Source organism: Micromonospora sp. NPDC049891 (assembly GCF_040660295.1).
GTDB lineage: Bacteria > Actinomycetota > Actinomycetes > Mycobacteriales > Micromonosporaceae > Micromonospora.
On the sequence record NZ_JBFAML010000012.1, the window covers coordinates 1 to 25,540 of the forward strand.

Below are 25,540 nucleotides of genomic sequence, written 5' to 3' on the forward strand. Positions count from 1 at the left end.
CGTTGCGGGTAGCGAAGTCGTGCTCGGCGTCGGACAGGTCGAAGTGCGGTGAGGTGGCGAGGCCGAAGTCGACGAGGTAGAGCCGGGCGTCGTCGCCGGCATGCCGGCAAGCCCACCGCGCACAGGTGAAAACCCCGACCGGAGGTCGGTCATGACCGTGTACATCTCGCGTAACGCCACAATCGGTGAACCGCCACGAGAACTGGCAGCGGACGTATCGCCGATAGGGCCGCCTGGCCTGGCCGATCCGCCGCTGCTGACCCATGTCTGGCGGATCGTGTTCGAGCGGCAGGCGCGAAAGCGCGAACGTCGGTGAACGAGAACCGGGTTCGTGCTGCGAAGGCGGACCGGTCCATCCCGGTGCTACCGGGCCATTTGCCGTTGCGCCCGCTCTGGCTCTGCCGGGTCTGTGGTCAGCCCTGGCCGTGTGGACGCGCCAAGCTCGTCCTCCTGGACAACTACCGTGGCAACGAGATCAGTCTTTTCCTCTACCTGGCTGGCCTCCTACAAGAGGCCATCGACGACCTGCACCGAGCCAACCCGAGTACCACCGGAGACGTCCGGGATCTCTTCGACCGATTCCTCGGCTGGCCCACCCGGCACCGTAGCCGCCGGGCCCCTGCGACCGGTCCGCAGCCTCCGGATAACGCGGACAAGACGTGGTAATCGTCGCCGCCGGCCGGCGGTGCGATTGGACAACCAGCGTTCTCGGAGAAGACCAGCATGCCGATCTCACTCGCCTGGCGGTCGCGGCGTTGAGTATCGTCGTCGGGCCTAGGGGTGACCGACTACCGATACCGAGCCCACTCACCAGCATCTGAAGCTGCGCGTGGCATGAGCGTGCCGGGCTGAACGGGGGACGACCTGTGGGGATAGACGCGAGCCTGTTCTGCCTCTGCCAACAAGTCAAGCTCTTCCTCGGCAAGCCGGTGCGTAACTCGTGGGACGACATCATCTACTTCGCCTACGCGCACCCGAGTACGCCGAAGCACAGTCAGTCGCGGCGGATGTCGGGGGCGTTGTGGAAGATCTTCGCTGAGCATGTTGGCCACCAGTTGCAGGTGATCTATGACTCTCAGCTGGAGTACGACGAGATGTGGGAGCCGCCGGGGCCGCCGGCCATGATCGGCGGCGACGAGCCTGGTGACATCGAGTTCAGTGACTACCTTGCCGACTGGCCAGAGGATGACTTCGCCGACTACCCGGATAGCGGGTGGGATGTGTCGAAGGTCGGCTACCTGGCCTGTTTCCGTTGTCGGGAACGGCTCTGCCTGGGGCAGGCGGTGCGCGACGCTGACGGTCGGGTGTTGTTCTTCCACAAAGGTGGTCTGGAGGCTCCGGCCAACTCCCGGCAGCCGGTGCTCAACCGGGCGGCGTGGCGGTTTCTGGCCCGTCACTCCACGCATGAGTTGCCGATCGTCGTCGGCCCACCGTACGACCGGGACATCGACTGTTACGTCGAGATCGGCGGCCAGCGGCCTGACGACGTGCCGTTTGACGACTACCTGGCCGGCTGGCCCGGGTAGGCCAGGTCACGTCGGGGGCGGGGCCGGCGGCGCAGACGACGAGCCGCCGGCCCTCGCTCCGGGATCAGCGGTTCGCCGGCGCGCTGCTGGGGGCTGGCGGGACGTGCTCGAACCGTACCCGGCTCAGCCATCCTGGCAGGTCGCTGAGCGCGTACAGCTCACCGTGCACGTCGGCGTCGATGGCCGTCGGCTGGATGGGGAAGTTGCCGATGATGGCGGACTCGTAGCCACCCCTGGGGTTGGGGCGTACGGCGAACGCGGTGGTCGAGCAGTAGTCGCTCGCGACGTAGGTGCCCCATGCCTCCGGGGTGGCGGATCCCCGGTAAACCACGCCGCCGGTCACCGAGCAGCTCTCCGTCATGTAGTGCTCGTACTCGAAGACCGGGTCGGTGTACTTCACGCCCGGCCGGCACTGCTCCGGGTCGAACACGGGGGTGCCTTCGCGGCAGGACCAGCCGAGGTTCGCCCCGCCCTGCCACGGACGGATGTGGTTGATCTCCTCGACCAGGCCCTGGCCGACGTCACCGATCCAGAGTGAGTTGTCGACCTTGTCGACGGAGAAGCGCCACGGGTTGCGCAGCCCGTAGAGCCAGATCTCCGGGCGTGCGTCGCGCGTGCGGACGAACGGGTTGTCGGCGGGTACGCAGTAGGGCTTCGCCCCGCAGCTGCGGTTGACGTCGATCCGCACGATCTTGCCGAGCAGGGTGCCGAGGTCCTGACCGGCCTTGTACGGGTCGTTCGCGTGGCCGCCGTCGCCGAGGGACCAGTAGAGGTAGCCGTCGCGGCCGAACGCCACCTGCCCGCCGTTGTGGTTGTTGTACTCGGCGTGCTCCTGGGTGAGCAGCACCTGTAGCCGCTCCGGAGCGTTGATCGGCAGTCGCGCCAGGGTCAGCGCGCCGGCCGGGAGGCTCGTGTAGGCCACGTAGAGCATCCCGGTCCGCGCGAAGTTGGGCGCGGGGGTGATGCCGAGGAGGCCGCGCTCGTTGCCCGACGTGTCGACCCGGGCGGTCAGGTCGAGCACCGGGGCGGCCGCCAGACCGGTGTCGGGGTGGTAGGAGCGGACGGTGCCGTTCTTCTCCGCGATGAGCATCCGGCCGTCCGGCAGCCCGGTGAGCGCGATCGGACGCTGTAGTCCGAAAGCCACCTGTTCGTACGCCACGGTCAGTTCGGTGAGCGGCACCCTGCTGGGGCGGGACGCGTCGGCCGCGGCGGTGCCGGCCGCCGACGACTGTGGCAACAGGAGTGCGGACAGGACCAGAACGAGCAACCCGGCCAGCGTGGGGGCCGGGCGCCAACGCCGTCGCGACATGTTTCTCAGCTCCTCGAGCAGGTGGGGTGGGGTACGCGGTCTGGGAGCGCTTCCACCATACATCAGCTCGCATCTATGTCTAATCGGACGGCCCGGGCGGCGACGGAAGGACCTTCGGCGGTGCGTGGTGTGGCCTTCGTACGATGACCGCCATGGATGTTGCGATCGTGACCAACGCCGTCGTGGCCGCGGTCTCGGTGATCACCGTCGCTGTCTCGGTGTTCTTCGCGCTCCGGCAGATGAGGCTGTCGCAGAGTGCGAACCATACTCTGGTCGCGATCGAGTTGCTCACCCGTGACCGGATGAGCGACGCCTTTCTGGACAGTCAGCAGTTCGTGCTCACCGAACTGAGGGCGAGTTGCTCGCCGGAGCTGCGGGTCAGCGAGCTGCCGCCCGACGCCCGTAAGCACGTGAACCGGATCGCGTTGTACTACAACGGGTTGGGTCAGATGCTCGCCTTCAACGTGGTCGACCCGGCGTTGTTGATCGGCACCGGCGGGTTCCGCGCCCGGGAGGCGTGGGCGGTGCTGGAGCCGTACATCCTTGCCGAGCGGGCGGCGCGCGGCGAGTCGTACCTGGCGAACTTCGAGCATCTCGTCGTGCTCGCCACCGAGCGGCCCTGGTCGGTCGCGGTGCGCAAGCTGGGTCTGCGCCGGTTCGACGGCTACCCGGCCGCCCTGGGCATGGTGGGCGGGGCGGGTGGTGCCGACCCGGTGCCGTCGGTGCCGTCCGCTGGTCTGTCCGGCGAACGCGGCGTCGGCTCGGCGGGCTCTGCGTCGCAGTCGAGCTGAGGTCTCTGGGCCGCACCGGAGCCTGGTGTGGGGCCGGGTCCGGCGGTGCGGCTCGGGCCCGACCGGGCCGTGGGCGAGTACGTCGAGACCGGCGGCCAGCGGCAGGGCGACGTCCCGTTCGACGACTCCGCGATGACCGGTGCGGAGTGCCTCCCTGGCGCCGTCCTGAGCGGGCAACGCCGCCGCGATGTTTGCGTGCACATTGCGGGTGGAGGTCGGGGGCACAGCCGGTGTCTGATCCGCTGTGGATCTCAGAACCGGAGGTTCCCCAAACTCACAACGCTGCGGGTGATCCACGTACGCACAGCGTTGACCTTGACAAATGTCGATTCTTTCGGGTCGGCGGGCTGAACTTCTTGAGCGCTCCGTAACTTTGTGGCAATCTCACTGCCATCGATGCGTAGCGTTGTGTCGTCTCCTGTGGTCTGCCTCTAGGAGCACGTGAGTCGCCGGGCGATGTTAGCGCTAACCAGTCGAAGTGACGCGACTCTGGGAGGTGCTGAGACACATGAAGAATCTCGTACATCCGAGCGGTACTCCGCGACGGCGGTGGTCCACCGGCGCGACGCTGCGTGGGCTGGCGGTGGGGTTGCTGGTGGCCGGCATGGCGCTGGTGGGGCCAAGCGGTGCCGCCCAGGCGGGGACCACGTTGGGTACCGCGGCGGCGGAGAAGGGCCGCTACTTCGGCGCCGCCGTCGGGACGTACAAGTTCAACGACAACACGTACATGACGGTGCTGAACCGCGAGTTCAACAGCGTCGTCGCCGAGAACGAGATGAAGTGGGACGCGACCGAGCCGCAGCGGGGCGTGTTCAACTACAGCGCCGGCGACCGCATCGTCAACCACGCCCGCTCGCGGGGAATGAAGGTGCGGGGGCACACCCTGCTGTGGCACGCCCAGCAGCCCGGCTGGGCGCAGGGCCTCTCCGGCGGCGACCTGCGCAACGCGGCCATCAACCACGTCACGCAGGTGGCCAGCCACTTCCGGGGGCAGATCTACTCGTGGGACGTGGTGAACGAGGCGTTCGCCGACGGTGGCAGCGGCGCGCGGCGGGACTCGAACCTGCAACGCACCGGCAACGACTGGATCGAGGCCGCGTTCCGGGCCGCGCGCGCGGCCGACCCCGGCGCCAAGCTCTGCTACAACGACTACAACACCGACGGAATCAACGCGAAGTCGACAGGCATCTACAACATGGTGCGCGACTTCAAGCAACGCGGCGTACCCATCGACTGCGTCGGCTTCCAGTCCCACCTCGGCACCACGATCGCCGGTGACTACCAGGCCAACCTGCAACGCTTCGCCGACCTCGGCGTCGACGTGGAGATCACCGAGCTGGACGTCACCCAGGGCGGCAACCAGGCGAACATCTACGCCACCGTCACCCGGGCCTGCCTGGCGATCTCGCGCTGCACCGGCATCACCGTGTGGGGCGTACGGGACTGTGACTCCTGGCGCGGCGGCGACAACGCCCTGCTGTTCGACTGCGCCGGCAACAAGAAGCCCGCGTACACGGCGGTCCTCGACACGCTCAACGGCGGCAGCACCCCGACCCCGACCGGCAACAGGTTCCGCAACGAGGCATCCGGCCGGTGCCTGGACGTGAACGGGGCGAGTTCGGCGAACGGCGCACAGATGATCATCTGGGACTGCCACAGCAATGCCAACCAGCAGTTCACCCAGAACGGGCGGGCGTTGCAGGTGATGGGCAAGTGCCTGGACGTGCCGAACAACGCCGCCGCCGGCACCCGGGTGCAGATCTACGACTGCCACGGTGGGACGAACCAGCAGTGGGTGATCAACAGCAACGCCACGATCAGCAACGCCCAGACCGGGCTGTGCCTGGACGTCAACGGCGCCGCCACCGCCAACGGTTCCGCGGTCATCGTGTGGGGCTGCCACGGCGGCGCCAACCAACGTTGGTCCCGGGCCTGAGCTGACGAGCCCGGCAGTCGGCACCGCACAGGAGGAGAACGACAATGGCCAGTTCCCGCTCACATCGTCACCTGAGCCGGATACTCACAGGCGCCCTGGCCGCTCTCCTTGCGGTGCCGACCGCCGTGCTGGGTGGTGTCTCACCCGCTGCCGCGGACACCACGCAGTTCCGGGGGGTCAACTGGGCCAGGTTGGGTGACAACTTCCACGGTGGGCCACTGGTCCTGCACGGCCTGAGCAGCTCCGACAGCTACGCGACGGTGGTGGCCAAGGCCAACGCGATCTACACCGGTTTCCAGAACAACCTGGGCGCCAACACGGTCCGGCTGCCGATCAACACGTACACCGTCGGTACGAGCTGGTGGAACGCGTACACCGGCGCGATCGACGCGGCCACGGCTATGGGCTTCAAGGTCGTCCTCTCCTACTGGGACGACGGCGTGGCCGCCAGCGGTGGCCGGATCGTCAACACCACAGCCTTCAACACCATGTGGAACTCGGTGGTCGCCAAATACGGCGGCAACGACCTGGTGTACTTCGAGCCGATGAACGAGCCGGGCGGGCACAGCGCCGCGGACTGGGCAAACGTGGTCAGCAACTGGCTGACCGCCCGCCCGTCGATCCCACGCCACCGGGTCTTCGTCAGCGGTGCCGGCCTGAACACCGACATCAAGTCGATGTGTGCCGACCGGCGGCTCGACGGGACGATCGTGTCGCTGCACCACTACACCTTCTTCAGCGGCGCGAAGACCTACGACCAGTGGGTGACGTTCCTCCGGGACGCGATCGGCTCCTGCGCCGCCCGTACCGTGATGGACGAGTTCGGCGCGCCGATGGACACCGGGCTCAACTACCACGACGCCACGAGCACCGACAACTTCGTGCGCTACTTCCGCGCCACCGCCGACGTGCTGCGGGAACTGCGGATCGGATCGGTCTACTGGCCGGGTCTGGGTGGCAAGGTCACCGCGGGTCAGGGCGACGACTGGTACGCCATGCAGAAACTGCACGGCACCGGCACCAACCTGACCCTCAGCACCCCGAACGCGAGCGGCCTCAACCGGCTCAGGCACGCCTGGGGACTCACCGACGGCGGCGTGCCGGACGAGGTCAGTCAGCTCCGCAACGTCGGCACCGGGCAGTGCCTGGACATCCCCGGCGCCACCACCGCCAACATCCAGGTCCAGGTGTACGTCTGCAACAACACCGCAGCCCAGCGGTGGACCGTGACGGCTGGTGGGCAGATCACCGCCCTCGCCGGGCAGCGGTGCCTCGACGCGTACAACCGGGGGACCACGAACGGCACGGTCGTCGGCACGTACGCGTGCAACGGCGGCGACAACCAGCGGTGGACTGTCGGCGGCGACGGCACGATCCGCAGCGCGCAGTCCGGCCTCTGCCTGGACGTGAACACCGCCACGTCGAAGGTCCAGCTCTGGGCCTGCTGGGGCGGCGACAACCAGAAGTGGCAGGTGCAGAAAGTCTGACTCGGCGCGTACGGCACCGCATTCATCAATGCTGTTTCCGGTAGGCGAAGCCGTCCTGCCGATCAGCGTCTCCGGCCCGTTCTCCATACTGCGACCGAATTGTGTGTCACCGTGCCGTACCGCCGATTGAGCTGCGCATTCGTCGCGGCGCGGAACCGTTTTCCCTGGTTGCGTCGAGCATGCTCGACGCCTACGCTACAGGCAGGCTTTCCTCATTGTCGAAGAAAGTCTGCAACATGGCAGCGGAAGTTCCCTGTCGGCCAGCATAAGTGTCGCTAATCCGGTGCCCGTCGCTCGATCGACGGGCGGCTTCGTGCTGTCCGTGGCCACCATTTGACGGCGCTTCAGGTCAATGGCTTCCGGATGGCGGCCCGACTGCCGCACGGGCAGGCGTAACGCCTCGTTTCGTCGACGGGAGTGGAGGGAGCAGAGATGAAATCCTTTGTCCATGCCGGTAGGGGTTCGCTGGTGGCCTTGGCGGTGCTTGTCGCCGCCACGGTGCCGGCCGTGATCGCGGGCCAGACTCCGGCTCAGGCCGCGGTCCAGGAGACGCTCTATGTCGCGCCCGGTGGAAACGACGCGAACCCGGGCACGCTCGCGTCACCGTTCCGAACCCTGCAGCGAGCCCGGGACGTGGTCCGCACGAAGACCGCGACGATGACCGGGGACATCCAGGTCTACCTTCGCGGCGGAAGCTACCCGGTGAGCAGCACTATCGAGTTCGGAGCGAGCGACTCCGGCACCAACGGCCACCGGGTGATCTACGCCGCGTACCCCGACGAGGCGCCGGTGCTTGAGGCGGGCGTGCAGGTGACCGGCTGGACCCAGCACAGCGGCAACATCTGGAAGGCGCCGCTGGACCGGGCCAACAAGCTGCGGGCGCTCTATGTGAACGGTCAGCGGGCCTACATGGCGGCCAAGACGATCACCTCGGCGGGCTGCCACGGCACGTACACCATCACCGCAGGACAGGCTGACTGGGCCTGGGAATCGGGCTCGCAGTGTGAGGGCGCGAGATACAACCCGGCCGATTTCCCGGCCATTCCGCGGAACCAGGACGACATCGAGATCGAAACGGCCACCACCTGGACCACGGCAATCGTGGGAGTGCGGCAGGTGACCACGAGTGGTGACGGTCAGAGCCGCATCGCCCTGTTCCAGCAGCCGGGGGCCGCCATCGCCCAGGGTGCGTTCAACGGCAACGCCCAGATCAACGGCAGCCACAAGGTCATGAACGCCTACGAGTTCCTGGACACGCCCGGCGAGTTCTACTTCGACAAGTCCAGCCGGACGCTCTACTACTACAAGGCCGGCGCCGACAACATGTCCACCGCGACGGTCTTCGCACCCAACAACGTGGCGACGGTGCTGCGGATCGCCGGCACCTCGACAAGCAACCACGCGCGCAACATCACATTCTCGGGCCTGACCGTGCGGCACTCCGACTGGAACCTGTTCAACGTCGCCGGCTCGGTGTACAAGCAGGCCCAGCAGGGCAATCTCGGTGCGCAGGCGTACGCCCGGGGCAATTTCCACGTCTACTACTACCGCAACGTCGACGTCACGCCCGGAATCATCCACATGCAGAACGCCAGTGGAATCCGGTTGGAGCGGAACCGGATCGCGCACACCGGCGCCGACGGAATCAACATGATCAACGATGTGACGAACACGCAGTTGGTCGGCAACTACACGAACGACATCGCCGGCTCGGCGATAAGCGTCGGTCACCCGCAGCACGTCTACATCGGCGATCACACGTCGAGCAACCGCGAGAAGTACCCACCGCAGGTGGAGGGACTTCCGAAGAACATCGAGATCAGGAACAACTACATCCACGACAGCGCGGTGCTGTTCAACGGGCACGGCGCGGTCGCGGCGTACTTCGCCGACACCCTCACGGTGCAGAACAACCGCATCGAGAAGGCCCCGTGGGCGGGCATCACGATGGGTTGGGGATGGTGGAACTTCGACGGATCCTCAGGATCGATCGCCCCCAACCGGCCGACCACCACCGCGAAGAACAACACGATCAGTCACAACCACATCATCGACACGGTGCAGCGGCTCAGCGACACGGCACCCATCTACACGCTGGGCAGCCAGCCCGGCACCACGATCCACAACAACTATCTGCACGGTGTGCCGGCCGGCCACAAGTACGGACTCCACCCGGACGAGGGCTCGGCGTTCATCACCTTCCGGGACAACGTCCTGAGTGTGGACAAGAACATCACCTGGATGATCAACTCCGACGACTTCGGCCGTAAGCACGACCTGAGCATCACGTCTACGTACGGCCCGATCAACAAGGTCTCCAACAAGAACCTGCCCAACAGCACCATCCACGACATCCTCGTCTCCTCCGACTACGTCTGGCCGGCGGCGGCCTACGGGATCGCTGTCAACTCCGGGCTCCAGGACCCGTACCGGGACATCACCCAGCCGCGCAACCTGCCCATGCAGGACTACGTCCTACCGGCCAGCACCTTCGTCGGCAGCGGCACGTCCTCGATCCCGATCCGCAGCAGCGGCGACGCGACCAGTTCGCTCTGGTTGGCCCCCTCCGGCACCACCACCTTTGCCGCAGGCCCCACGATGACCAGGGCAGCCGGCAACGCCACGTCCATCGCGGTGCCGACGTCGTCTGGTGACTACCGGCTCTACGTCGTCGACACGCAGGGCAACCGATCGGCCGAGTCGAAGTCGATCGTCAGGCGGCAGGGCACCGGCAGCACGACCGACACGCAGCTGGTGGGCGGCCAGTCCGGCCGGTGCATCGAGGTCCCCGGCGCCGCCACCACGAACGGCACCCAGGTGCAACTGTGGGACTGTGGCGGCGGCACGCACCAGCGGTGGACCTACACCGCCAGCAGGCAGTTCACCGTGTACGGCAACAAGTGCCTGGACGCGAACGGTGCCGGCACCACGAACGGCACCACTGTCATCATCTGGGACTGCCACGGCGGGCTCAACCAGCAATGGAACGTCAACGCCAACGGCACCATCACGAACGTCCAGTCCGGACTCTGCCTCGACGCCAACGGGGCTGCCACCGCCAACGGGACAAAGATCATTCTTTGGTCCTGCAACGGCGGCGCGAACCAGCAGTGGAGCCGTCGCGCCTGATGGACAGCCCCGGGGCCGGGCACCGTGCCTGCCCGGCCCCGGGGCCAGCCACCACCGTCCGCCGCGGGTGCCTGACCTGAGCGTCGGCTGATGGTGGCCCGGGCTGCTGGCCCACGCGGGGCTTCTCGCCACCTCGTGGGCCAGCAGCCTCACCTGATGGCCGCTATGTCACTGGAACTGGGTGAAGAAGCTCCAGGCCAGGGCCGGAACCCAGGTACGGGAACCGCTGTCACCGGGGGCGCCGTCCTGGGGAGCAGCGATGTGGCCACCGTCGAAGGCGGCCCAACCTACCGGATATCCGGCCCGGCAGCCGGAGTAGTAGGTCACGACGTGCGTCAGGCTGCCCGCCGCCGGTTCGCGAGGGCTCTGCGCGGCGCAGCCGTTGTTGCGCACGAATCGGTCACGCATCGACCGTCCGCTGGCCGGGTTGTCGCCGATGCCGTGCACACCCAGGTACGCGACGGGCTGCGTGCCGCCACTGCAGCCGCTGAGTTCCCGCGGGGCGGACTGCACCACGACCGCCCGGAAGACGTCCGGTCGGGCGCAGGCGAGGGCGTAGCTCATCGCGCCGCCGTAGCTGAACCCGATGGAGAACCGCTGCCGCGTGTTGACGCAGAGAGCCGACTCGATCCGGTTGCGTACGTTGTCGATGAAGGTGACATCCTCGCCCCCGGTGTTGGCCCAGCCGTTGCCGATGCCCTGCGGGGCAACAAAGATCGTGCTGTTGTTCGCCAGCCGCTGTAGGCCGTAGTAGGACCAGGTGTTGCGGTCCACGGTCTGGCCGGTGTCCACGTCGACCGCGGTACCACCCCACCAGTGCAACCCGAAGACCAGCCGGTACGGGTTGTTCTGGTTGTAGTTCGCCGGGATCCGGAGGATGAAGCTTCGGTTGGTGCCGTTGCTGGTGATGGTGTGCGTGCCGCTCGTGATGCCCGGGGCCTTGCCGCAGCCCGAGGTGCCACCGCCTGGGGGTGGGTTGGTGGGGGTGCTGCCGCCGTCAACGCGGACGAGTTGCCACTGCTGGTTCGCGCCGCCCCAGTCGTCGTACTGCACGATGTTGCCGCCGTCGGCGGTGGACGCGTTCTGTACCTCCAGCGCCTTGTTGCTGTTCCGGTTGATCAGCCGGACGTGACCGCCGTCGGAGTCGGCCAACCGGAACTGCTGGTTGGTCCCGTTGTGGTCGCTCCACTGCACGATCGACGCGCCGTTGGCGGTGGAGAAGTTGTACACGTCGAGCACCTTGCCCGAGTGCCGCGAACGCAGCCGGTAGTAGCCGCCACCGGAGTCGACGAACTGCCACTGCTGCCAGTTCCCGTCGTTGCGGGCCCACTGGGTGATCCGCGCACCGTCGCTCGTGGCCTGGTTGTACACGTCCAACGCCTTGCCGCTGTTGCGGTTGGTCAGCACGTACCAGGCGTTGGTGTCCACCGTCGCAGCCATGGCCGGTGCCGCGTTGACGACGGCCAACGCGCTGGCGGTGAGCACCAGTGCCACGCCAGCCGCCAGCCCGGTGACGGAGCGTCGTCTGAACTGGGAGGGGGGACGGGAATTCTCCATGGTTTCCATGGGCTACTCCTTGAGTTGGGTGCACGTGAGCGGTACGTGCGGGTGACTTCGCCGTGCCGGCCCGGCGGTGGTGGTGTCAGCAGCTGCCGGCGTAGGTGGTCCACCGGGCCGTTCGCAATCGCGGTGTGGTGATGAGATGTCAGCCGATTCGAGGCCGGAACGTCAGGCGCGCGACCACTGCATGCTGGCGGCGGAGCTGCACGTCCGTTGTTCCAGGGCAGCGCCGGCAGCGGTCGAGCCGCCGACCACGTTCAGGCACTTGTTGCTGTTGACGTTGACCAGGTTGTAGTAGCCGTTGCCGGCCGACCGCCAGCTGAACACCTGGTTGAGGCCGTCGTGGCAGGTGTACTGGATGATCTGCGCCCCGTCCGCCGTCGAGAAGCTCATGACGTCGACGCACTTGCCGCTGTTGACGCTCTGCAGGCGTACGTTGCCGTTGCCGGCGTCGAGGAAGCGCCACTGTTGCCAGGTAGCCCCGTTGCTCGACCACTGGCCGATCACGGCCAGGTCGTCGAGGTTGGGCCACTGGACGTCGATTACCTGTCCACTGTTGCGATTGATGACCCGGTACGACGGCGTGGATGTGCCACCACCGGTGAACTGCCACCAGTCGACGTTGAACAGGTTGCCTGAGCCGCCGGTGAACCGTAGGTACAGGTCACGGGTGCCGGTCGCCCCGCTGACCGCGCAGGAGGTGTCGATCCAGGTCTGCCAGCCACCAGTTCCCGGCACCCGGCAGGTGCCGACCAGGGGACCTGTCGCGCTGTCGAGGCGTACCTCGATGTTGCCACCGGCGGCGGCCGAGGCCACCCGGGCGGTGAAGGAACTGGCACCGGTACCGAAAGCGACGCCCTTGACCTTGATCCAGTCGCCGTTGTCGATGGACCAGACGTTCATGCTGCCGCTGCTGGCGCGTTCGGTCTCGATCCCGGAGTTCCAGGCGATCGTCTCGGCTTCCTGCCGGACGAAGGGGTTGAGGGTGCCGACCTGTGGGGCGCCGGTTGAGGTCATGTTCATCGACGGGATCGTGCCGTCGGATCGGTAGGTGAACTTCTCCACCGCCACCGACCGGGTAAAACCACCGCCGCCGGGCAGAGCCCCGTTGTGGTAGAAGAAGTACGATCCGCCATTGAAGTCGATAATGCCGGGATGGTTGGTGAAGCTGGACCCCTGCCGGGGCATCACGGTGCCGCGGAAGGTCCACGGGCCGGTGGGTCCGGGGGCCGTGGAGTAGGCGATGTACTCGCCGCAGCACTCGGCGGCCCAGATCATGTAGTAGGTGCCGTTGCGCTTGTAGACCCAGGGTCCTTCTTCGTAGAGGGTGGGCCGGCTGGGGTTGCCGGTGCGGGTGCCGAAGCCGGCGGTGGTCAGCGGAATCTGGGTCAGGCCGCCCGAGTATGAGATCATGTCGCTGTTCAGCCGCACGTACCACAGGTTGGGGTTACCCCAGTACAGGTACGCCTGCCCGTTGTCGTCGATGAACGCGTGCGGGTCGATCTCAGCGTTCTCCAGCAGGGGCCGGCCCAGGGCGTCCCGGAACGGGCCGGTGGGGCTGCTGGAGACGCCGACCCCGATGGCCATCCGACCGGTCGCCCGGTTTTTCACCGGCACGTACCAGTAGAACTGGTTGTTGCGTTCGATGACATGGCCCGCCCAGGCGTCCGCACTCGCCCAGCTGAACGTGGCGAGGTTCATCGGTACGCCGTGGTCAGTCCAGTTCACCATGTCCGCGGAGGAGAAGACCCGCCACTCCCGCATGGTGAAGTACGTGGAGCCGTCCTCGTCTCGTCCGGTGTACACGTACACCCGACCGTTGTGCACCAGAGGAGCCGGGTCGGCGGTGTAGATGTGTTGCACGATCGGGTTGTCAGCCTTGGCGGTATCGGTCGGCAGCACCGCGGCGGCGGCGCAGATTCCCAGCAGCAGAGCGAGCATGCCTCGGTACGCGCGGCGACTCGCGAGGGGTCCGTCCATGGTCGTTGTCCTAACCTCGTCGATGAAACGAATCAGGGATGGTCCGTTCGAGTCGTCGCGACTACGAGGTGACGCGGAAGGTGGCGTCCTGTCGGTCAGTCGTGGAGGAACTCGCGCTGAGCTGGTCGATGCGCAGGACGTAGCCGGCGTGCCTGAGGTAGCGGTCGGGGAAGTTGTACGAGCGGAACGACGACCAGGCGCTGTCGGCCAGACCTGAGGTGCGGTAGAAAGTGGCGTCGGCGCGGAAGATCGAACTGCCGTCGTTCGCGGCGAGTTGCGCGACGTAGCCGCTGTGTCGAATGAAGTTGCCGGGGCGGTTTATCGACTCGAAGGAGACCCCGGCGGAGTCGGCGAGGCCGGGCACCATCCGCCACAGCTGGTCCTGGTGCGGATCGAAGGGGTACGGGTCGATCCGGATGGCGTTGTTGCTGTGCCGGACGAAGTAGTCGGGGAAGTTCGAGGACTTCAACCGGACCCAGTTCGGCAGACCCCAGCGGTTTACCGCGTTGTTGTACTCGGCGTCGGTAATCCCGACGATCGAGCCGTGCTTGGAGTTCAACGGCGGGGTGTAGTCCCGCTGGTTCGCCACCGCCCACGAGTTGCCGCCGACGTTGCCTGTGGACCAGAGGTACATGTCGTTGTTGATGGGGCCGAACGAGTCACCCCAGAGCCACCAGCCGTTGCCGTCGTTGCGTGGTACCAGGTGCGCTCCCTCGATTGCGGTGCCCTGCCGCAGCCCACTGGTGTAGGTGGTGAAGCTGTTCGGCGCTCCGGTGTTGGACCGGGAGACGTACAGGTTCCCGTCGGCGAGGTTCTTGTAGACCATGTACGTCACGCCGCCGCTGACCCGGATGTCGGCGTCGAGCACGGGGAAGCCGGGGCTGAAGTAGGTCTGCGGCGCGCTCACCGTACGGAAGTCGCTTGTGTAGTTGATGAGGAACAGGTCCGTGGTGGTGTTGGCCGAGTAGACGATGCCGTACTGGCCGCGCGCCGCATCCCAGAAGACCGTCGGCGCCCAGGTGTGCACGTTGCTGTAGGTGTGCATCTGGATCCGGCGGTACCCGGTGAAGCTGGACAGGTCGGTCGAATCCCACACATGCAGGTACTGGCTGTTGCGGCCGAAGTTGAGGCCGAACAGGTCGGTTGCGACCACCACGAAGGTGCCGTCCTGCTTGCGGAAGATGTACGGGTCGCGCAGGCCGAGGTCGCCCTGGGTCGGGGTGACGACGGGACTGTTCTGGTTCAGCGGGCTCCAGTTGAGACCGTCGCGGCTGACTGCGAGGTGCAGGCCGTAGCTGGACGCGGACTGGTTCGGCGTCTCGGTGAAGTAGACGTTCAGGTAGGCGGTGTTTGTCGCCGCGAGGGCCGAATGTGGGCGCACCGCCAGCCCGGTCGCGGTGAAGGCGGTGGTGGCGAGTGCGCCCAGGGTGAACTGCCGTCGGGATAATGCCATTGTCGATGTCCTTTCTGAGTGCGTCCATCCGTGACGAGTTGATGGACGTGCGGGAACTCCCCGTGCCGGAGGAAAGGATCCGCATGTGTGAATGTGAGCGCTAACATACAGGTCTGGCCCATGAGCCTGCAAGGCCGTCTTCACCGACCTGACACACCACAGAAATGTGTATGAAACAGCCGAACCACCCGAGACCCCTGCCGTCGGCATCGTCGCGTCTACTATCGGCCGGTGGCCCGACCCCTCGATCGCATCGCCCTCATCTCCGACGTCCATGGCAACCTGACCGCGCTGGAGGCCGTGCTCGCCGACATCGACGGACGTGGCATCGAACGGATCTTCAACCTCGGTGACTACGTCGGCAAGGGGCCGCGTGGCCGGGAGGTGATCGAGGTCTGCCGGGAGCGCTGCGAGGTGAACATCCTCGGCAACTGGGACGACTTCCTCCCCGACCCGGACCGGACCTACGACAGCGAGGCGATCGCCTGGTGGCTGGCGCAGCTCGCCGACGGCCAGGGGGAGTGGTTGCGCGGCCTGCCGTTCAGTTACGACTTTCTGCTGAGCGGGCGGCGGGTCCGACTCTTTCACGCATCGGCGACGAGCGTGCACCGTCGGGTGCGGTTCGACCACGACGAGGCCGAGTTCCTCGGCATGTTCGCCAACACCCCGGCCACCGGCGACGGACCGGAGCCCTCCGTCGTGGGCTACGGCGACACCCACGATCCGTTCTACGAGGTGGACCGCGAACGCCGCACCCTGTTCAACACCGGCAGCGTCGGCAACGCCATGGACGATCCGACCCCGGTCTACGTGATCCTCGAAGGTGTTCTCGGCTCCGAGGTCGACGCGCCGTTCTCGATCCAGTTCGTCCGGGTGCCGTACGACGTCGAGGCCGAGCTGGCCGTGGCGGCCCGGCTGGGCATGCCCGAGCTGGCGGGGTACGTCTCCGAGCTACGGCACGGCATCTACCGGGGCGAGATGCACGCCCCGGGCGGACCGAAATACCACAGGCAGCCGAGACCGCGACAGCCGGCGGCGTGACCGGTCCGGAACCACGGACCGTACGCCGTCACGGCGAGAGCGTCGGGTCGAGCATCTCGATGAGGTGCTCAGCCGCCGCCGCCGTGTCGTAGTCGGGATCGTGGAGCTGCTCGGCGACTATCGCGTCGATGCCGCCACCGACGATGATCGCCGTGGTGCGGGCGTCGGTGTCGCCGTTGCCGCCGCGTGCGGCCCGGGCCGCGCTGATGAGCTCGGCCAGGGGGCGCCAGCGGGCGGCCGGATCGCTGTCGCCGTCGTCGTGCACCATCGCCTCAATGATCATGCGGGTGTGCCGCGGATGCTCCCGTAGGTGCCCCACCATCGACCTGACGTACGCGGCCGGCCGGCTCGCCGCGTCGGCGGCCTCGACCGCACCGGCGACGTCTGCGACGAGGGCGGCGAGGGCGTGTTCGTGAGCAGCGCGTACCACGGCGTCCTTGGTCGGGAAGTGGTAGAGCACCGCGGCCTTCGTGATCCCGGCGCGCTCGGCGATGGCGGCAAGTGAGGCACCGCCGTAACCCCGGTCGGCGACCAGCTCGATGGTGACCTCGATCAACTGGGTGCGGCGGGCGCGCTCGATCAGGGTCAGTTCGCCCGTCGCGCCCTCTCGTCTCCTTGTCACCCGCCAGATTCTACCGTACGGTCGAAAAATCTACCGATCGGTTAGGAGCGTGTCATGCGGACCAGGCTGATGAAGGCTCTCAACCGGCTGCGGCCCAGGTCACGATGGTTGCGTCTGGTGCTGGCCGGGCTCGCACTGATCGCGCTGGTGGTCACCTTCGCCATCCGCCAGCCCGCGCCGATCGGTCACTGGGACAGCGCCGACGGGCAGGACCGGTTCCTGCGGTCCTACACGGAGGCGTTCGCCGCCCTGCCCGCCCCGGCGGAGACCATCGACGTACGCACCGACTTCGGCATCGTCCGCGTCTACCGCTTCGCCGGCACCGACGCCGGCACGGAAAGCGCTGCGAACACACCGCTGCTACTGCTGCCTGGCCGGGCCTCGGCCACCCCGGTCTGGGCCGACAACCTGCCCCTGTTGCTGCGGATCAGCGACGTCTACACCATCGACCTGCTCGGCGAACCGGGCATGAGCGTGCAGGAGCGCCCGATCGGCAGCGACGAGGAGCAGGCCGAGTGGCTGCACCAGACCCTCCGGGCCCTCCCACCTGACGAGTTCCACCTGGTCGGCCTGTCGATAGGTGGCTGGACCGCGGTCAACCTCGCCCTGCACCGGCCGGACCACATCGCGTCGATGGCAGTCATCGATCCGGTGTACGTCTTCGCCGACATGCCGCTCGGCACCATCGTGCGCTCCATCCCCGCCGCGCTGCCCTGGCTGCCGAAGGCGTGGCGGGACAGCTTCAACTCCTACACCGCCGGGGGTGCCCCGGTCGAGGACGAACCGGTCGCCGACATGATCGAAGCCGGCATGCGGCACTACAAGCTCCGGCTGCCGCAGCCCACCCGGATCAGCGAGGAACGACTCCGTCGAATCGACCTGCCGGTCCTGGCGATCATCGCCGGCAGATCGGTGATGCACGACGCGCGGTCGGCAGCCGAGACCGCGGGCCGCAACCTGCCCCGTGGCACCGTACGGCTCTACCCGGGCGCGTCCCACGCCGTCAACGGTGAACAGCCCGAACAGATCGCCGCCGACATCGCCGGTTTCATCAAGGAGGGTTCCTGACCACCGCGCCACGGCCGGTCCGGCACGGCGAGCCGTTTGCCCCGGGTCGTCCCGGGTAGTCGCCGTCTCCGGCGCGAGGGTGGGAGGACGGGGTGGACGGCTACCCGGCGATCGAGGAACACGGCCTGATCGGTGACCTCCAGACCGCCGCGTTGGTAAGCGACGACGGCACGGTGGACTGGTTCTGCGCACCCCGGTTCGACTCGCCGAGCATCTTCGGTGCCCTGCTGGACCGTCGCAAGGGCGGCCACTTCCGGTTCGCGCCGGACGGGGTCGACTACGTCAGCAAGCAGCTCTACCTGCCCGGCACCCCGATCCTGATCACCCGATTCCTCAGCCGGGACGGGGTGGGTGAGCTGATCGACTTCATGCCGGTGACCGGTGAGCAGGCCACCGACCGGCACCGGTTGATCCGGATCATCCGGGTGGTGCGGGGCGCCATGCGGTTCCGCTTCGACTGCCGACCACGGTTCAACTACGGACGCGATCCGTACGAGCTGGAGGTGCACCCGCACGGCGACGTCTTCCGCAGCGGTGCGCTCACGCTCAGCCTGACCCCCTTCGAGAACAAGGACGATCTGATCGACAGGAGCCGCATCCGGCGCGACGAGGCGGGTGTCCGCGCGACGTACCTCCTCCGTGAGGGGGACGTCGGGGGTGTCGTCCTGGAGACGGCGTGTCCGCACCCACCGCGTGCAATCGACCTGGCGGAGGTGAACGAGCTGCACGACCGGACCGGTGAGTTCTGGCGGCGATGGTTGGCGCACTCCTCGTACCGGGGACGCTGGCGGGAGATGGTCGAGCGGTCGGCCATCACGCTCAAGCTGATGACGTACGCCCCCACCGGGGCACTTGTCGCCGCGCCCACCGCGGGCCTGCCGGAGCAGGTCGGCGGCACCCGGAACTGGGACTACCGGTACACCTGGATCAGAGACGCGTCCTTCTCCGTGCACGCGCTGCTGCGACTGGGCTTCGGAGAGGAGGCCCGGCGGTATCTGGAGTGGCTGGACGACCGGATCCGGGACGCGCACGACGGCGGCATGCCACTTCAGATCATGTATCGGGTCGACGGATCACCCGACCTGCCCGAGGAACTGCTGGGCCACCTGGAGGGATACCGCAGCTCCGCGCCGGTACGGGTGGGCAACGGCGCGGCCGACCAGCTTCAGCTCGACATCTACGGTGAGGCGCTCAACTCGCTGCATTTCGCTGACCGCAACGGGCTGTTCGTGCCGCACGAGGGCTGGCGGAACACCGCGCGGCTGATGGACTGGCTCTGCGAACACTGGGACCAGCCGGAGGACGGCATCTGGGAGACCCGCTCCGGTCGGCGGGACTTCACCTACGGGCGACTGATGTCCTGGGTGGCGCTCGACCGCGCGATACGGCTGGCGGGAAGCCGGGGGCGACCCGCCGACATCGACCACTGGACCCGGGCGCGGGACGCCATCTACGACCAGATCATGAGCCGTGGCTTTCACCGGGAACGGGGTGCGTTCGTGCAGCACTACGACACGGACATCCTGGACGCGTCGCTGCTGGCGATGCCCTCTGTGGGTTTCGTCTCGCCGGCCGATCCGATGTGGCGGTCGACGCTGCGGGCGATGGACGACACGCTCGTCTCCGACAGTCTCGTCTACCGCTACGACCCGGCCGCCTCCCCGGACGGCCTGCCCGGCGCGGAGGGCACCTTCAGCATGTGCACCTTCTGGTACGTGCAGGCGCTCGCCGCCTCCGGGCGGCTCGACGAGGCACAGCTCACCCTGGAGAAGATGTTCACCTACAGCAGCCACCTGGGCCTGTACTCCGAGGAGATCGCCCCGACCGGGGAGCAGGTGGGCAACTTCCCGCAGGCGTTCAGCCATCTCTCGCTGATCAGCACCGCGGTCAACCTCGACCAGCACCTGGACGCCCCGCGCTGACCGGCCCCACGAGGGGCCGCGCTGCCGGCCGGGAGCCCGTAGCGGAAGCGTCCGCAATTCCCGTGGAATTCTCATCTTTGTCGCCGCTGTGTGCCGGAAACCGAAAGAGCGCCGTCATTGGACCCGGAGTGGCTGTCCGCTCTGCACCAACTGCCGGAATCAATGAGTCGGCGGCAGGTATATCGGTATGCAAACGGGGTGGCGTACGGGGTATTCACCGGAGTAGGGTCTGCCCCTACCGCAGAGTGGTTCATTGACTGAAACGCGGCCCTGTCTGCTTCCGGGAAACAGTTCCGAGCGGACCGGGCCACCATTTTGCCCTGTTCAGCCCCATGGAGGAGTCCCGGTGCAGCAGGATGCGGTGCAGCCTTCCGGCGATCAGCAGAATCTGATGACCGACAATTCGTCGCTGGTGCCGACGCGGCCGTCGGTGCCCGAAGGTGACGTCACCCGGCACGACGCCGAGAGCGGGCGACTGGCCAACCGCCCGCCCGGCTACCCGAACGCGATCGTCTGGCTCCGCGTCGGGATCCTGCGTGACTGGCGCGGCGTCCTGGGCTCCTTCATCGCCGCCTGGTTCTATGTGCCGGTCGCCTTGTTCACCGCGGTGGTGCTCGCGGTGGTCGCTGGTCTCACCTTGGCGTTCACCGGCGGTGGAATGTTCGCGGATCTCGTCCCCGACGAGGTTCGGGACGCTCCGATCATCGGGCGACTGGTCAGTTCCTTCCTGGAGCAGTCCGGTGGCGCGATCGGTGCCTTCGTCGGTGCCGCACTCGCGTTCCTGGTTGGCCTGCTCATGGTGCCGGTTCTCCGTTTCAACGGAGCGGACAGCGGGGTCTCCCTGCTCGCCCAGTTGGTCGGAATAGCGGCTGCCGCCATTCTGGTGGGTGTGCTCTACACCCTGTACCGGGTGCTGTTCGAACATCGACTGCTGCGGGTGTCGGGCGCGCGTGAGCTCAGCCGTCGGGAGAAGGAACTGGTCATGCCAATTCTGCACGATTGTGCGGAACGGCTGGGGCTGCCCGGGGTGCCGCGACTGCTGGTCGAGGACGATCCGGTCAGCACGAATGCGCGCACCTATGCCCGGCACATCGTCGTCACCACCGGTCTGCTCGCCGACCCGCAGGACGAGATCGCCGCGCTACTGAGCCACGAGCTGGTGCACTGGCGTACCGGTGACGAGATCACTTCGGCCTTCGTCCGGGGTGTCGGGCTGCCACTCGTGCTGGTGCACGCCGTACCGACCTGGCTGATGCGGAAGTTTCCCCATCCGGCGACGAACATGTTCGTCTTCGTCTTCTTCTGGCCGGTCCTGCTGACGATGAAGTACCTGGTGCAGCCGTTGCACCGGGCGGACGTCCGGGCGGCGGAGTACCGGGCGGACCTCGGCGCGGTGATGACCGGGCACACCGAGGGCCTGCGGGCCGTCCTTGAGCGCCGCAAGTCGTTCGAGAGTGGGCGCAGCGGCTGGGACGAGGCCGTCTGCGCCGAACACCCGCCGAACGAGCTGCGTCTGGAGCGGCTGGAATCGGTCCGGGTCGACAGCGACGCCGACGGGCCGGAGACCCCGCCTCGGCGGGTGATCGCCTCCGCGGAACTGTTCGGTGGCGACGACCCGGTCGACCTGCGCCGGCCAGCCGTCATCGGCGGGGTCGCTCTGCTGTCCTTCTGTCTGCTCTCCAGCCTGCTGGGCGTCGTGCAGTGGGGCTTCTTCCGACCGGAGAACGCCGTCGACGGGTACTTCTCCGCCCTGAGGGACCGCAACGTCGACGACCTTGCCGGGTGGCTGAACCCGGAGGCCGCCGCCGCCGTACGCGACGACGCTCTCCTCGGCGAACTGATCAGGTCGGCTGATTACCAGCCGCCCACCGACATCGACATCCGGGCGATCGAACGGGAGGACGACGACGCGACCGCCACCGTCTCGTTCGTCGTGGGCGAGAACCGGATGGAGGCGGACGTGATGCTCCGTCGCGACGAGGAGTCGACGCTCGGTGTGTTCAAGGGCTGGTACGTCGTCGGCGGTGTCTCGACCCTCTCCGTCCTCGCCGGACAGCAGGGCCTCATGATCAACGGAGTGCCGGTGCCGGAGGGCCCGGAGGAGCAGACGGTGCTCTCGGTGCCCGGTGTTCATGTCGTGACCGCTGCCGCCAACCCGCTCACCGAGGTGGTGCCGCAGCACATCACCGTGCTGCCCGGCGCCGACGTCGACACGCCGATCCACGCCGTTCCGGAATTGAAGCCCTCCGCCCAGGGCCGCATCGACGCCCAGGTGAAGACGTACCTGGACGAGTGTGCGCGGCAGACCCTGGCCGCACCGCAGGGATGTCCCTTCCGGCTGTCCGGGTACCAGGACGCCAAAGGTCTCAAATGGACGATCGACGAGTACCCGACCACGCAGATCGAGGTGATGGGTCCGGCGGTCGCTCAGGTCTCGACGCCGTACGAGGGGCAGGGCGCGGTGCGGGTGAGCGGTACCTACGAGTCCTTCTACGGCAAGGAGACGTTCACCGAGAACTACGTCGTGGACGTCACAGGCATCGTCACCGTCACCGGCGACGAGTTCTCCTTCCAGCCCGGCGTCGACGAGTGATGAGGAGCATCGGGTGACCGACACGAACCCGACGGCCAGGCAGCCCGTGCGCCTGCAGATGGTCGTCGATCGGCGGCGGCCCGCCGCTGTCTCGCTCGTCGACTGGATACATCGCCGCCCGGAGTTCCGTACCAGCGTGCGGGACCTGGGCGCACGGACCGGCGGCCGGGCCGGCTTCAGCGAAGCTGTGATCATCGCGGTGGTGGCGCAGAGCCTGCTGCCCGGTCTCTTCGCCCTGTTGCAGACCTGGCTGAGCCAGCAGCCCAGCGGCGCCACCGTCCGGATGCGCATCGGTGAGTCGGAGGTGGAGATTCAGGTGACCGGGCGCACCGATCCCAGGCAACTGCTGGAGCAGGTCACCCGGACCATCCAGGAGAACCCCGGCCCCGAACCACCTCACCCGGGCCGGGGCGTCACCGCCTAGCTCTCCCGGCTGGACGAGCCGGCGGTCAGAAGAGGGTGGTGGGTTCGACCGGGATCGGCTCGGGCAGCGGCGCCAAGCCGGGTACGCGGGCGCGTACCTCGTCGTGGAAGCGACGAGCCAGGGTCGGCGCGTCGGTGTTGTCCGGGGTGTGGATGAAAACGGTAGGCGACCGGCCCTCGCGCAACCAGTTCGCGGTGACGTCCACCCACCGCCGCCAGCCCTCGACCGTACGCGCGGGGTCGTCGCGACCGAGGTAACGGACGATCGGCCGCTCGGTGAGCGCGTCCGTACGCGGCGGCATCCTCGGCTTCTTCGTCCAGGCGTCCCGTTCGGCATCGCTCGTCGGCGGTTCCGCGAAAAAGGCGGTGGTGTCGAACGGGATCCATTCGGCGTCGGTCTCGGCGAGCGCCGTCTCCAGCAGCCGGGTCGAGCGGGGGTCGGTGAAGAACGCCGGATCGCGGACCTCCACGGCGGGTCGGTGGGCGGCGGGCAGGCGGCGCAGGAAACGGGCGAGCATGGGTACGTCGTCCGGACCGAAGGAGCCGGGCAACTGGACCCAGAGGGCGTACGCCCGGGAGCCGAGCGGCTCGATCGCGTCGAGGAAGGCGCGCATCGGCTTGTCGACGTCGGTGAGACGGCGTTCGTGGGTGACCACCTTCGGCAGCTTGACCACGAAGCGGAAATCGGGGTCGGTCTGCTCGGCCCAGGAGGCGACCGTGTCGCGGGCCGGGATGGCGTAGAAGGTGGTGTTGCCCTCGACCGCGTCGCACCAACCGGCGTAGTGTCGGAGCCGCTCCTGGGCCGGCAGGGGATGGGGGAGGAGCCTGCCCTGCCACGACCTGTGGGTCCACATCGCGCACCCGACGTGCAGTCGCATGGCCACGCCGGCCCTCCAGCCTCGGTACACCGCAGTCGTTCCCGCTGAGCAGCGGGCGATCGGACGTACCGTATCCGGAGGCTGGGTGCCGGACGGCGGGCGGGCGTCGGCACGAGCCGGGGCGGGTCGCCCGACGCCGCCCCGCGCCGTCACCGGCCGGGCTGGTCGCGTCCGACGGCGTCGTCCGACGTGCGGTCGGCGATGAAGTCGAGCACGCGCCTGTTGACCAGCTCGGGACGCTCCAGCGAGAGACCGTGACCAGCACCGAGCACGAGCTCCGTCCGTACCGACGGAATCAGCGCCTGGGCTCGGGCCACCGCCTGCCGCGGTCGCAGCAGTGAACTGCGCTCGGCCACCAGGAGCAGCACCGGTACCGGGATCGCCCGCAGCTCGTCGTCGTCGAACCGGCGGGCCGCGGGACGCCGGGTCCGCCAGTGCCGTGCGGCGATCATGACGGGGGCCAGCTGCTCGGCAGACTCGACGAGCGCGTGGTTGGCCAGCCGGTGGGCGAACCAGGCCCGGGTACGGCGCGGCGCCAACGTGGCCAGAGCGCCCGCGAGGACGTTGGCGTAGAACTTGACCGGGACCTTCTGGAGCCCGCCCGGGTCGAGCAGGGTCACCGACGCCAACCGGTCGGGTCGGTGCACGGCCACGGCCAGCGCCAGGAAGCCGCCGTACGACATCCCGACCAGGTGGACGCCGCTCAGGTCGAGGGCGGCGAGCGTCTCGTCGAGCCAGGCGGCGCTCTCGGTCGAGCCCACCACCGGACGTCGTTGCACGCTGCGTCCCGGGTCGTCGATGGTGTCCAGCGCGTACACCGGGTGGTGCTCGCCGAGCGCGGCGACCTGTGGATACCAGTTCGAGGAATTGCCCTGGGCGCCGTGCAGCAGCACCACAGGTGCGCCCTGCCCGGCACCGTGACGGTGCACGTGGACGGTGCCGAAGCTCGTCTCGACGTCGAACTCCTGGCGGGCCTGCGGCCAGGACCGCATCGCCACGTCGTACGCCTGGAGGAACTTCTCTCTCGCCTGGTCGTTGACGAACCGTCCGACGCCGGGATCTCTGGTGGCTGTCACAGGGCCTCCCCACCGAGTTTTGATAGTACGATCGTACAGTACAGTCGTACCATCAAAGCGGGAAGGGTGATGTGGCGCATGCCCAAGCTGGCCGACCACGAGGAACGGCGGGCCCTGATCGTCGCCGCGCTACTGCGCATCGCGGCGAGCCGAGGCCTGCACGCCGCGAGCATGCGGACGGTCGCGGCCGAGGCGGGCGTCTCGGTCAGTACCGTGCAGTACTACTTCGGGACCAAGGAGCGGCTGCTCTTCGCGGGGCTGCAACACCAGGCCGAGGCGGTCGGCCGGCGGATCGAGGCCGGGTTGGCGGCCAACCCGGGGGGCAGTGTCCGCGACAGCCTGTACGCCTGGCTGGTGCAGCTCATCCCCGTAGACGAGCAGCAGCGGGCTGGTTACACGGTCTTCGCCGCCTACCACGCGCTCGCCCTGACCGATCCGGCGCTGGCCGAGCAGTCCTACACCAGAGGTTCCGCCGAGCTGGAAGTGGTGCTCCGTGCGCTGCTCGCCGACGCGCAGCAGGCCGGTGAGCTCTCCCCGGGCCGGGACGTCGGGGCGGAGGCGGGCAACCTGCTGGCACTGGCGACCGGCCTGGCCGACAGCGTGATGGCGGACATGCGCACACCGGAGGCCGCGATCGCCCTGCTGGACTATCAGCTGGACCAGTTGTTCGTCGCCGCGTTCTCGACGTCACCCGCTGCCGCCGGACGCCGCTGATGGACGACGTCCGGCGAAGCCGAGCTGGCGTG

20 protein-coding genes are annotated in these 25,540 nt (G+C 67.8%); 13 read left to right on the forward strand and 7 right to left on the reverse strand.

The genetic code is table 11. From position 1 onward, the window contains the following. Nucleotides 1-151: 151 nt before the first annotated feature. The 3 genes from amcA to AB0I71_RS17170 all read left to right on the forward strand — a co-directional run bounded on the left by amcA (nt 152) and on the right by AB0I71_RS17170 (nt 1,526). Nucleotides 152-316 (forward strand): multiple cyclophane-containing RiPP AmcA, encoded by a 165-nt coding sequence (gene amcA / locus AB0I71_RS17160; RefSeq protein ID WP_357585626.1) that lies wholly within the window; start codon nt 152-154, stop codon nt 314-316. 44 nt (nt 317-360) lie between these two features. Beyond that, nucleotides 361-666: a hypothetical protein gene (locus AB0I71_RS17165; RefSeq protein WP_357585915.1), complete on the forward strand. Its 306-nt coding sequence runs from the start codon at nt 361-363 to the stop codon at nt 664-666. A 200-nt stretch (nt 667-866) separates the two neighbouring features. Beyond that, the gene (locus AB0I71_RS17170) at nt 867-1,526 is read left to right on the forward strand and encodes a hypothetical protein (RefSeq protein WP_357585628.1); all 660 of its coding nucleotides are present in this window, start codon (nt 867-869) and stop codon (nt 1,524-1,526) included. A gap of 64 nt (nt 1,527-1,590) precedes the next feature. Here the strand turns inward: AB0I71_RS17170 and AB0I71_RS17175 are convergent, their stop codons facing one another. Further along, entirely contained in the window at nt 1,591-2,835 is a 1,245-nt protein-coding gene (locus AB0I71_RS17175; protein WP_357585630.1) for a PQQ-dependent sugar dehydrogenase, read from the reverse strand. 152 nt (nt 2,836-2,987) lie between these two features. Here AB0I71_RS17175 and AB0I71_RS17180 point away from each other — a divergent pair, with 152 nt between their 5' ends. The 4 genes from AB0I71_RS17180 (at nt 2,988) to AB0I71_RS17195 (ending at nt 10,178) form a co-directional block, all read left to right on the forward strand. Beyond that, nucleotides 2,988-3,626 carry a hypothetical protein gene (locus AB0I71_RS17180; protein WP_357585632.1) on the forward strand — a complete coding sequence of 213 codons (639 nt, stop codon included), beginning with the start codon at nt 2,988-2,990 and terminating at the stop codon, nt 3,624-3,626. Between the two features lie 604 nt (nt 3,627-4,230). Further along, complete coding sequence (locus tag AB0I71_RS17185; RefSeq protein WP_357585917.1) at nt 4,231-5,562, forward strand: endo-1,4-beta-xylanase; 1,332 nt, start codon at nt 4,231-4,233, stop codon at nt 5,560-5,562. A gap of 44 nt (nt 5,563-5,606) precedes the next feature. Further along, nucleotides 5,607-7,049 (forward strand): RICIN domain-containing protein, encoded by a 1,443-nt coding sequence (locus AB0I71_RS17190; protein ID WP_357585634.1) that lies wholly within the window; start codon nt 5,607-5,609, stop codon nt 7,047-7,049. A gap of 432 nt (nt 7,050-7,481) precedes the next feature. Further along, a complete protein-coding gene (locus AB0I71_RS17195) occupies nt 7,482-10,178 on the forward strand; it encodes a ricin-type beta-trefoil lectin domain protein (protein ID WP_357585636.1) in 2,697 nt (898 codons plus the stop codon). Nucleotides 10,179-10,346: 168 nt separating this feature from the next. Here AB0I71_RS17195 and AB0I71_RS17200 read toward each other — a convergent pair whose 3' ends face one another. The 3 genes from AB0I71_RS17200 to AB0I71_RS17210 all read right to left on the reverse strand — a co-directional run bounded on the left by AB0I71_RS17200 (nt 10,347) and on the right by AB0I71_RS17210 (nt 15,171). Further along, the gene (locus tag AB0I71_RS17200) at nt 10,347-11,744 is read right to left on the reverse strand and encodes an RICIN domain-containing protein (RefSeq protein WP_357585638.1); all 1,398 of its coding nucleotides are present in this window, start codon (nt 11,742-11,744) and stop codon (nt 10,347-10,349) included. Between the two features lie 162 nt (nt 11,745-11,906). Next, entirely contained in the window at nt 11,907-13,679 is a 1,773-nt protein-coding gene (locus AB0I71_RS17205) for a family 43 glycosylhydrolase (RefSeq protein WP_239093589.1), read from the reverse strand. A 100-nt stretch (nt 13,680-13,779) separates the two neighbouring features. Continuing rightward, entirely contained in the window at nt 13,780-15,171 is a 1,392-nt protein-coding gene (locus AB0I71_RS17210; RefSeq protein WP_357585640.1) for a glycoside hydrolase family 43 protein, read from the reverse strand. A 231-nt stretch (nt 15,172-15,402) separates the two neighbouring features. Here AB0I71_RS17210 and AB0I71_RS17215 point away from each other — a divergent pair, with 231 nt between their 5' ends. Beyond that, nucleotides 15,403-16,212: a metallophosphoesterase family protein gene (locus AB0I71_RS17215; RefSeq protein WP_357585642.1), complete on the forward strand. Its 810-nt coding sequence runs from the start codon at nt 15,403-15,405 to the stop codon at nt 16,210-16,212. A gap of 28 nt (nt 16,213-16,240) precedes the next feature. Here AB0I71_RS17215 and AB0I71_RS17220 read toward each other — a convergent pair whose 3' ends face one another. Further along, nucleotides 16,241-16,834: a TetR/AcrR family transcriptional regulator gene (locus AB0I71_RS17220; protein ID WP_204026667.1), complete on the reverse strand. Its 594-nt coding sequence runs from the start codon at nt 16,832-16,834 to the stop codon at nt 16,241-16,243. 54 nt (nt 16,835-16,888) lie between these two features. Between AB0I71_RS17220 and AB0I71_RS17225 the strand changes: the two genes are divergently transcribed. From AB0I71_RS17225 to AB0I71_RS17240, 4 genes are all read left to right on the forward strand, one after another. Next, a complete protein-coding gene (locus AB0I71_RS17225) occupies nt 16,889-17,902 on the forward strand; it encodes an alpha/beta hydrolase (RefSeq protein WP_239093587.1) in 1,014 nt (337 codons plus the stop codon). Between the two features lie 92 nt (nt 17,903-17,994). Next, nucleotides 17,995-19,824 (forward strand): glycoside hydrolase family 15 protein, encoded by a 1,830-nt coding sequence (locus AB0I71_RS17230; RefSeq protein ID WP_357585645.1) that lies wholly within the window; start codon nt 17,995-17,997, stop codon nt 19,822-19,824. Nucleotides 19,825-20,170: 346 nt separating this feature from the next. After that, nucleotides 20,171-22,417 (forward strand): M48 family metalloprotease, encoded by a 2,247-nt coding sequence (locus AB0I71_RS17235; protein ID WP_357585647.1) that lies wholly within the window; start codon nt 20,171-20,173, stop codon nt 22,415-22,417. 13 nt (nt 22,418-22,430) lie between these two features. Then, complete coding sequence (locus AB0I71_RS17240) at nt 22,431-22,841, forward strand: hypothetical protein (protein ID WP_357585649.1); 411 nt, start codon at nt 22,431-22,433, stop codon at nt 22,839-22,841. Nucleotides 22,842-22,866: 25 nt separating this feature from the next. Here the strand turns inward: AB0I71_RS17240 and AB0I71_RS17245 are convergent, their stop codons facing one another. Together AB0I71_RS17245 and AB0I71_RS17250 are read right to left on the reverse strand one after the other, a co-directional pair. Next, nucleotides 22,867-23,694: a DUF72 domain-containing protein gene (locus AB0I71_RS17245; protein ID WP_357585919.1), complete on the reverse strand. Its 828-nt coding sequence runs from the start codon at nt 23,692-23,694 to the stop codon at nt 22,867-22,869. Between the two features lie 173 nt (nt 23,695-23,867). Then, complete coding sequence (locus tag AB0I71_RS17250; RefSeq protein ID WP_357585651.1) at nt 23,868-24,794, reverse strand: alpha/beta fold hydrolase; 927 nt, start codon at nt 24,792-24,794, stop codon at nt 23,868-23,870. A gap of 78 nt (nt 24,795-24,872) precedes the next feature. Between AB0I71_RS17250 and AB0I71_RS17255 the strand changes: the two genes are divergently transcribed. Continuing rightward, nucleotides 24,873-25,508, forward strand: a complete 636-nt coding sequence (locus tag AB0I71_RS17255; RefSeq protein ID WP_357585653.1) for a TetR family transcriptional regulator C-terminal domain-containing protein — start codon at nt 24,873-24,875, stop codon at nt 25,506-25,508. The last annotated feature ends 32 nt before the right edge of the window (nt 25,509-25,540 follow it).

What these genes read in the sequence shown, in the direction of transcription:
- amcA (WP_357585626.1), top strand. Translation starts at nt 152, where the DNA reads ATGACCGTGTACATCTCGCGTAACGCCACAATCGGTGAACCGCCACGA.
- AB0I71_RS17175 (WP_357585630.1), bottom strand. Translation starts at nt 2,835, where the DNA reads ATGTCGCGACGGCGTTGGCGCCCGGCCCCCACGCTGGCCGGGTTGCTC.
- AB0I71_RS17180 (WP_357585632.1), top strand. Translation starts at nt 2,988, where the DNA reads ATGGATGTTGCGATCGTGACCAACGCCGTCGTGGCCGCGGTCTCGGTG.
- AB0I71_RS17185 (WP_357585917.1), top strand. Translation starts at nt 4,231, where the DNA reads ATGGCGCTGGTGGGGCCAAGCGGTGCCGCCCAGGCGGGGACCACGTTG.
- AB0I71_RS17190 (WP_357585634.1), top strand. Translation starts at nt 5,607, where the DNA reads ATGGCCAGTTCCCGCTCACATCGTCACCTGAGCCGGATACTCACAGGC.
- AB0I71_RS17195 (WP_357585636.1), top strand. Translation starts at nt 7,482, where the DNA reads ATGAAATCCTTTGTCCATGCCGGTAGGGGTTCGCTGGTGGCCTTGGCG.
- AB0I71_RS17200 (WP_357585638.1), bottom strand. Translation starts at nt 11,744, where the DNA reads ATGGAAACCATGGAGAATTCCCGTCCCCCCTCCCAGTTCAGACGACGC.
- AB0I71_RS17205 (WP_239093589.1), bottom strand. Translation starts at nt 13,679, where the DNA reads ATGCTCGCTCTGCTGCTGGGAATCTGCGCCGCCGCCGCGGTGCTGCCG.
- AB0I71_RS17210 (WP_357585640.1), bottom strand. Translation starts at nt 15,171, where the DNA reads ATGGCATTATCCCGACGGCAGTTCACCCTGGGCGCACTCGCCACCACC.
- AB0I71_RS17225 (WP_239093587.1), top strand. Translation starts at nt 16,889, where the DNA reads ATGCGGACCAGGCTGATGAAGGCTCTCAACCGGCTGCGGCCCAGGTCA.
- AB0I71_RS17245 (WP_357585919.1), bottom strand. Translation starts at nt 23,694, where the DNA reads ATGTGGACCCACAGGTCGTGGCAGGGCAGGCTCCTCCCCCATCCCCTG.
- AB0I71_RS17255 (WP_357585653.1), top strand. Translation starts at nt 24,873, where the DNA reads ATGCCCAAGCTGGCCGACCACGAGGAACGGCGGGCCCTGATCGTCGCC.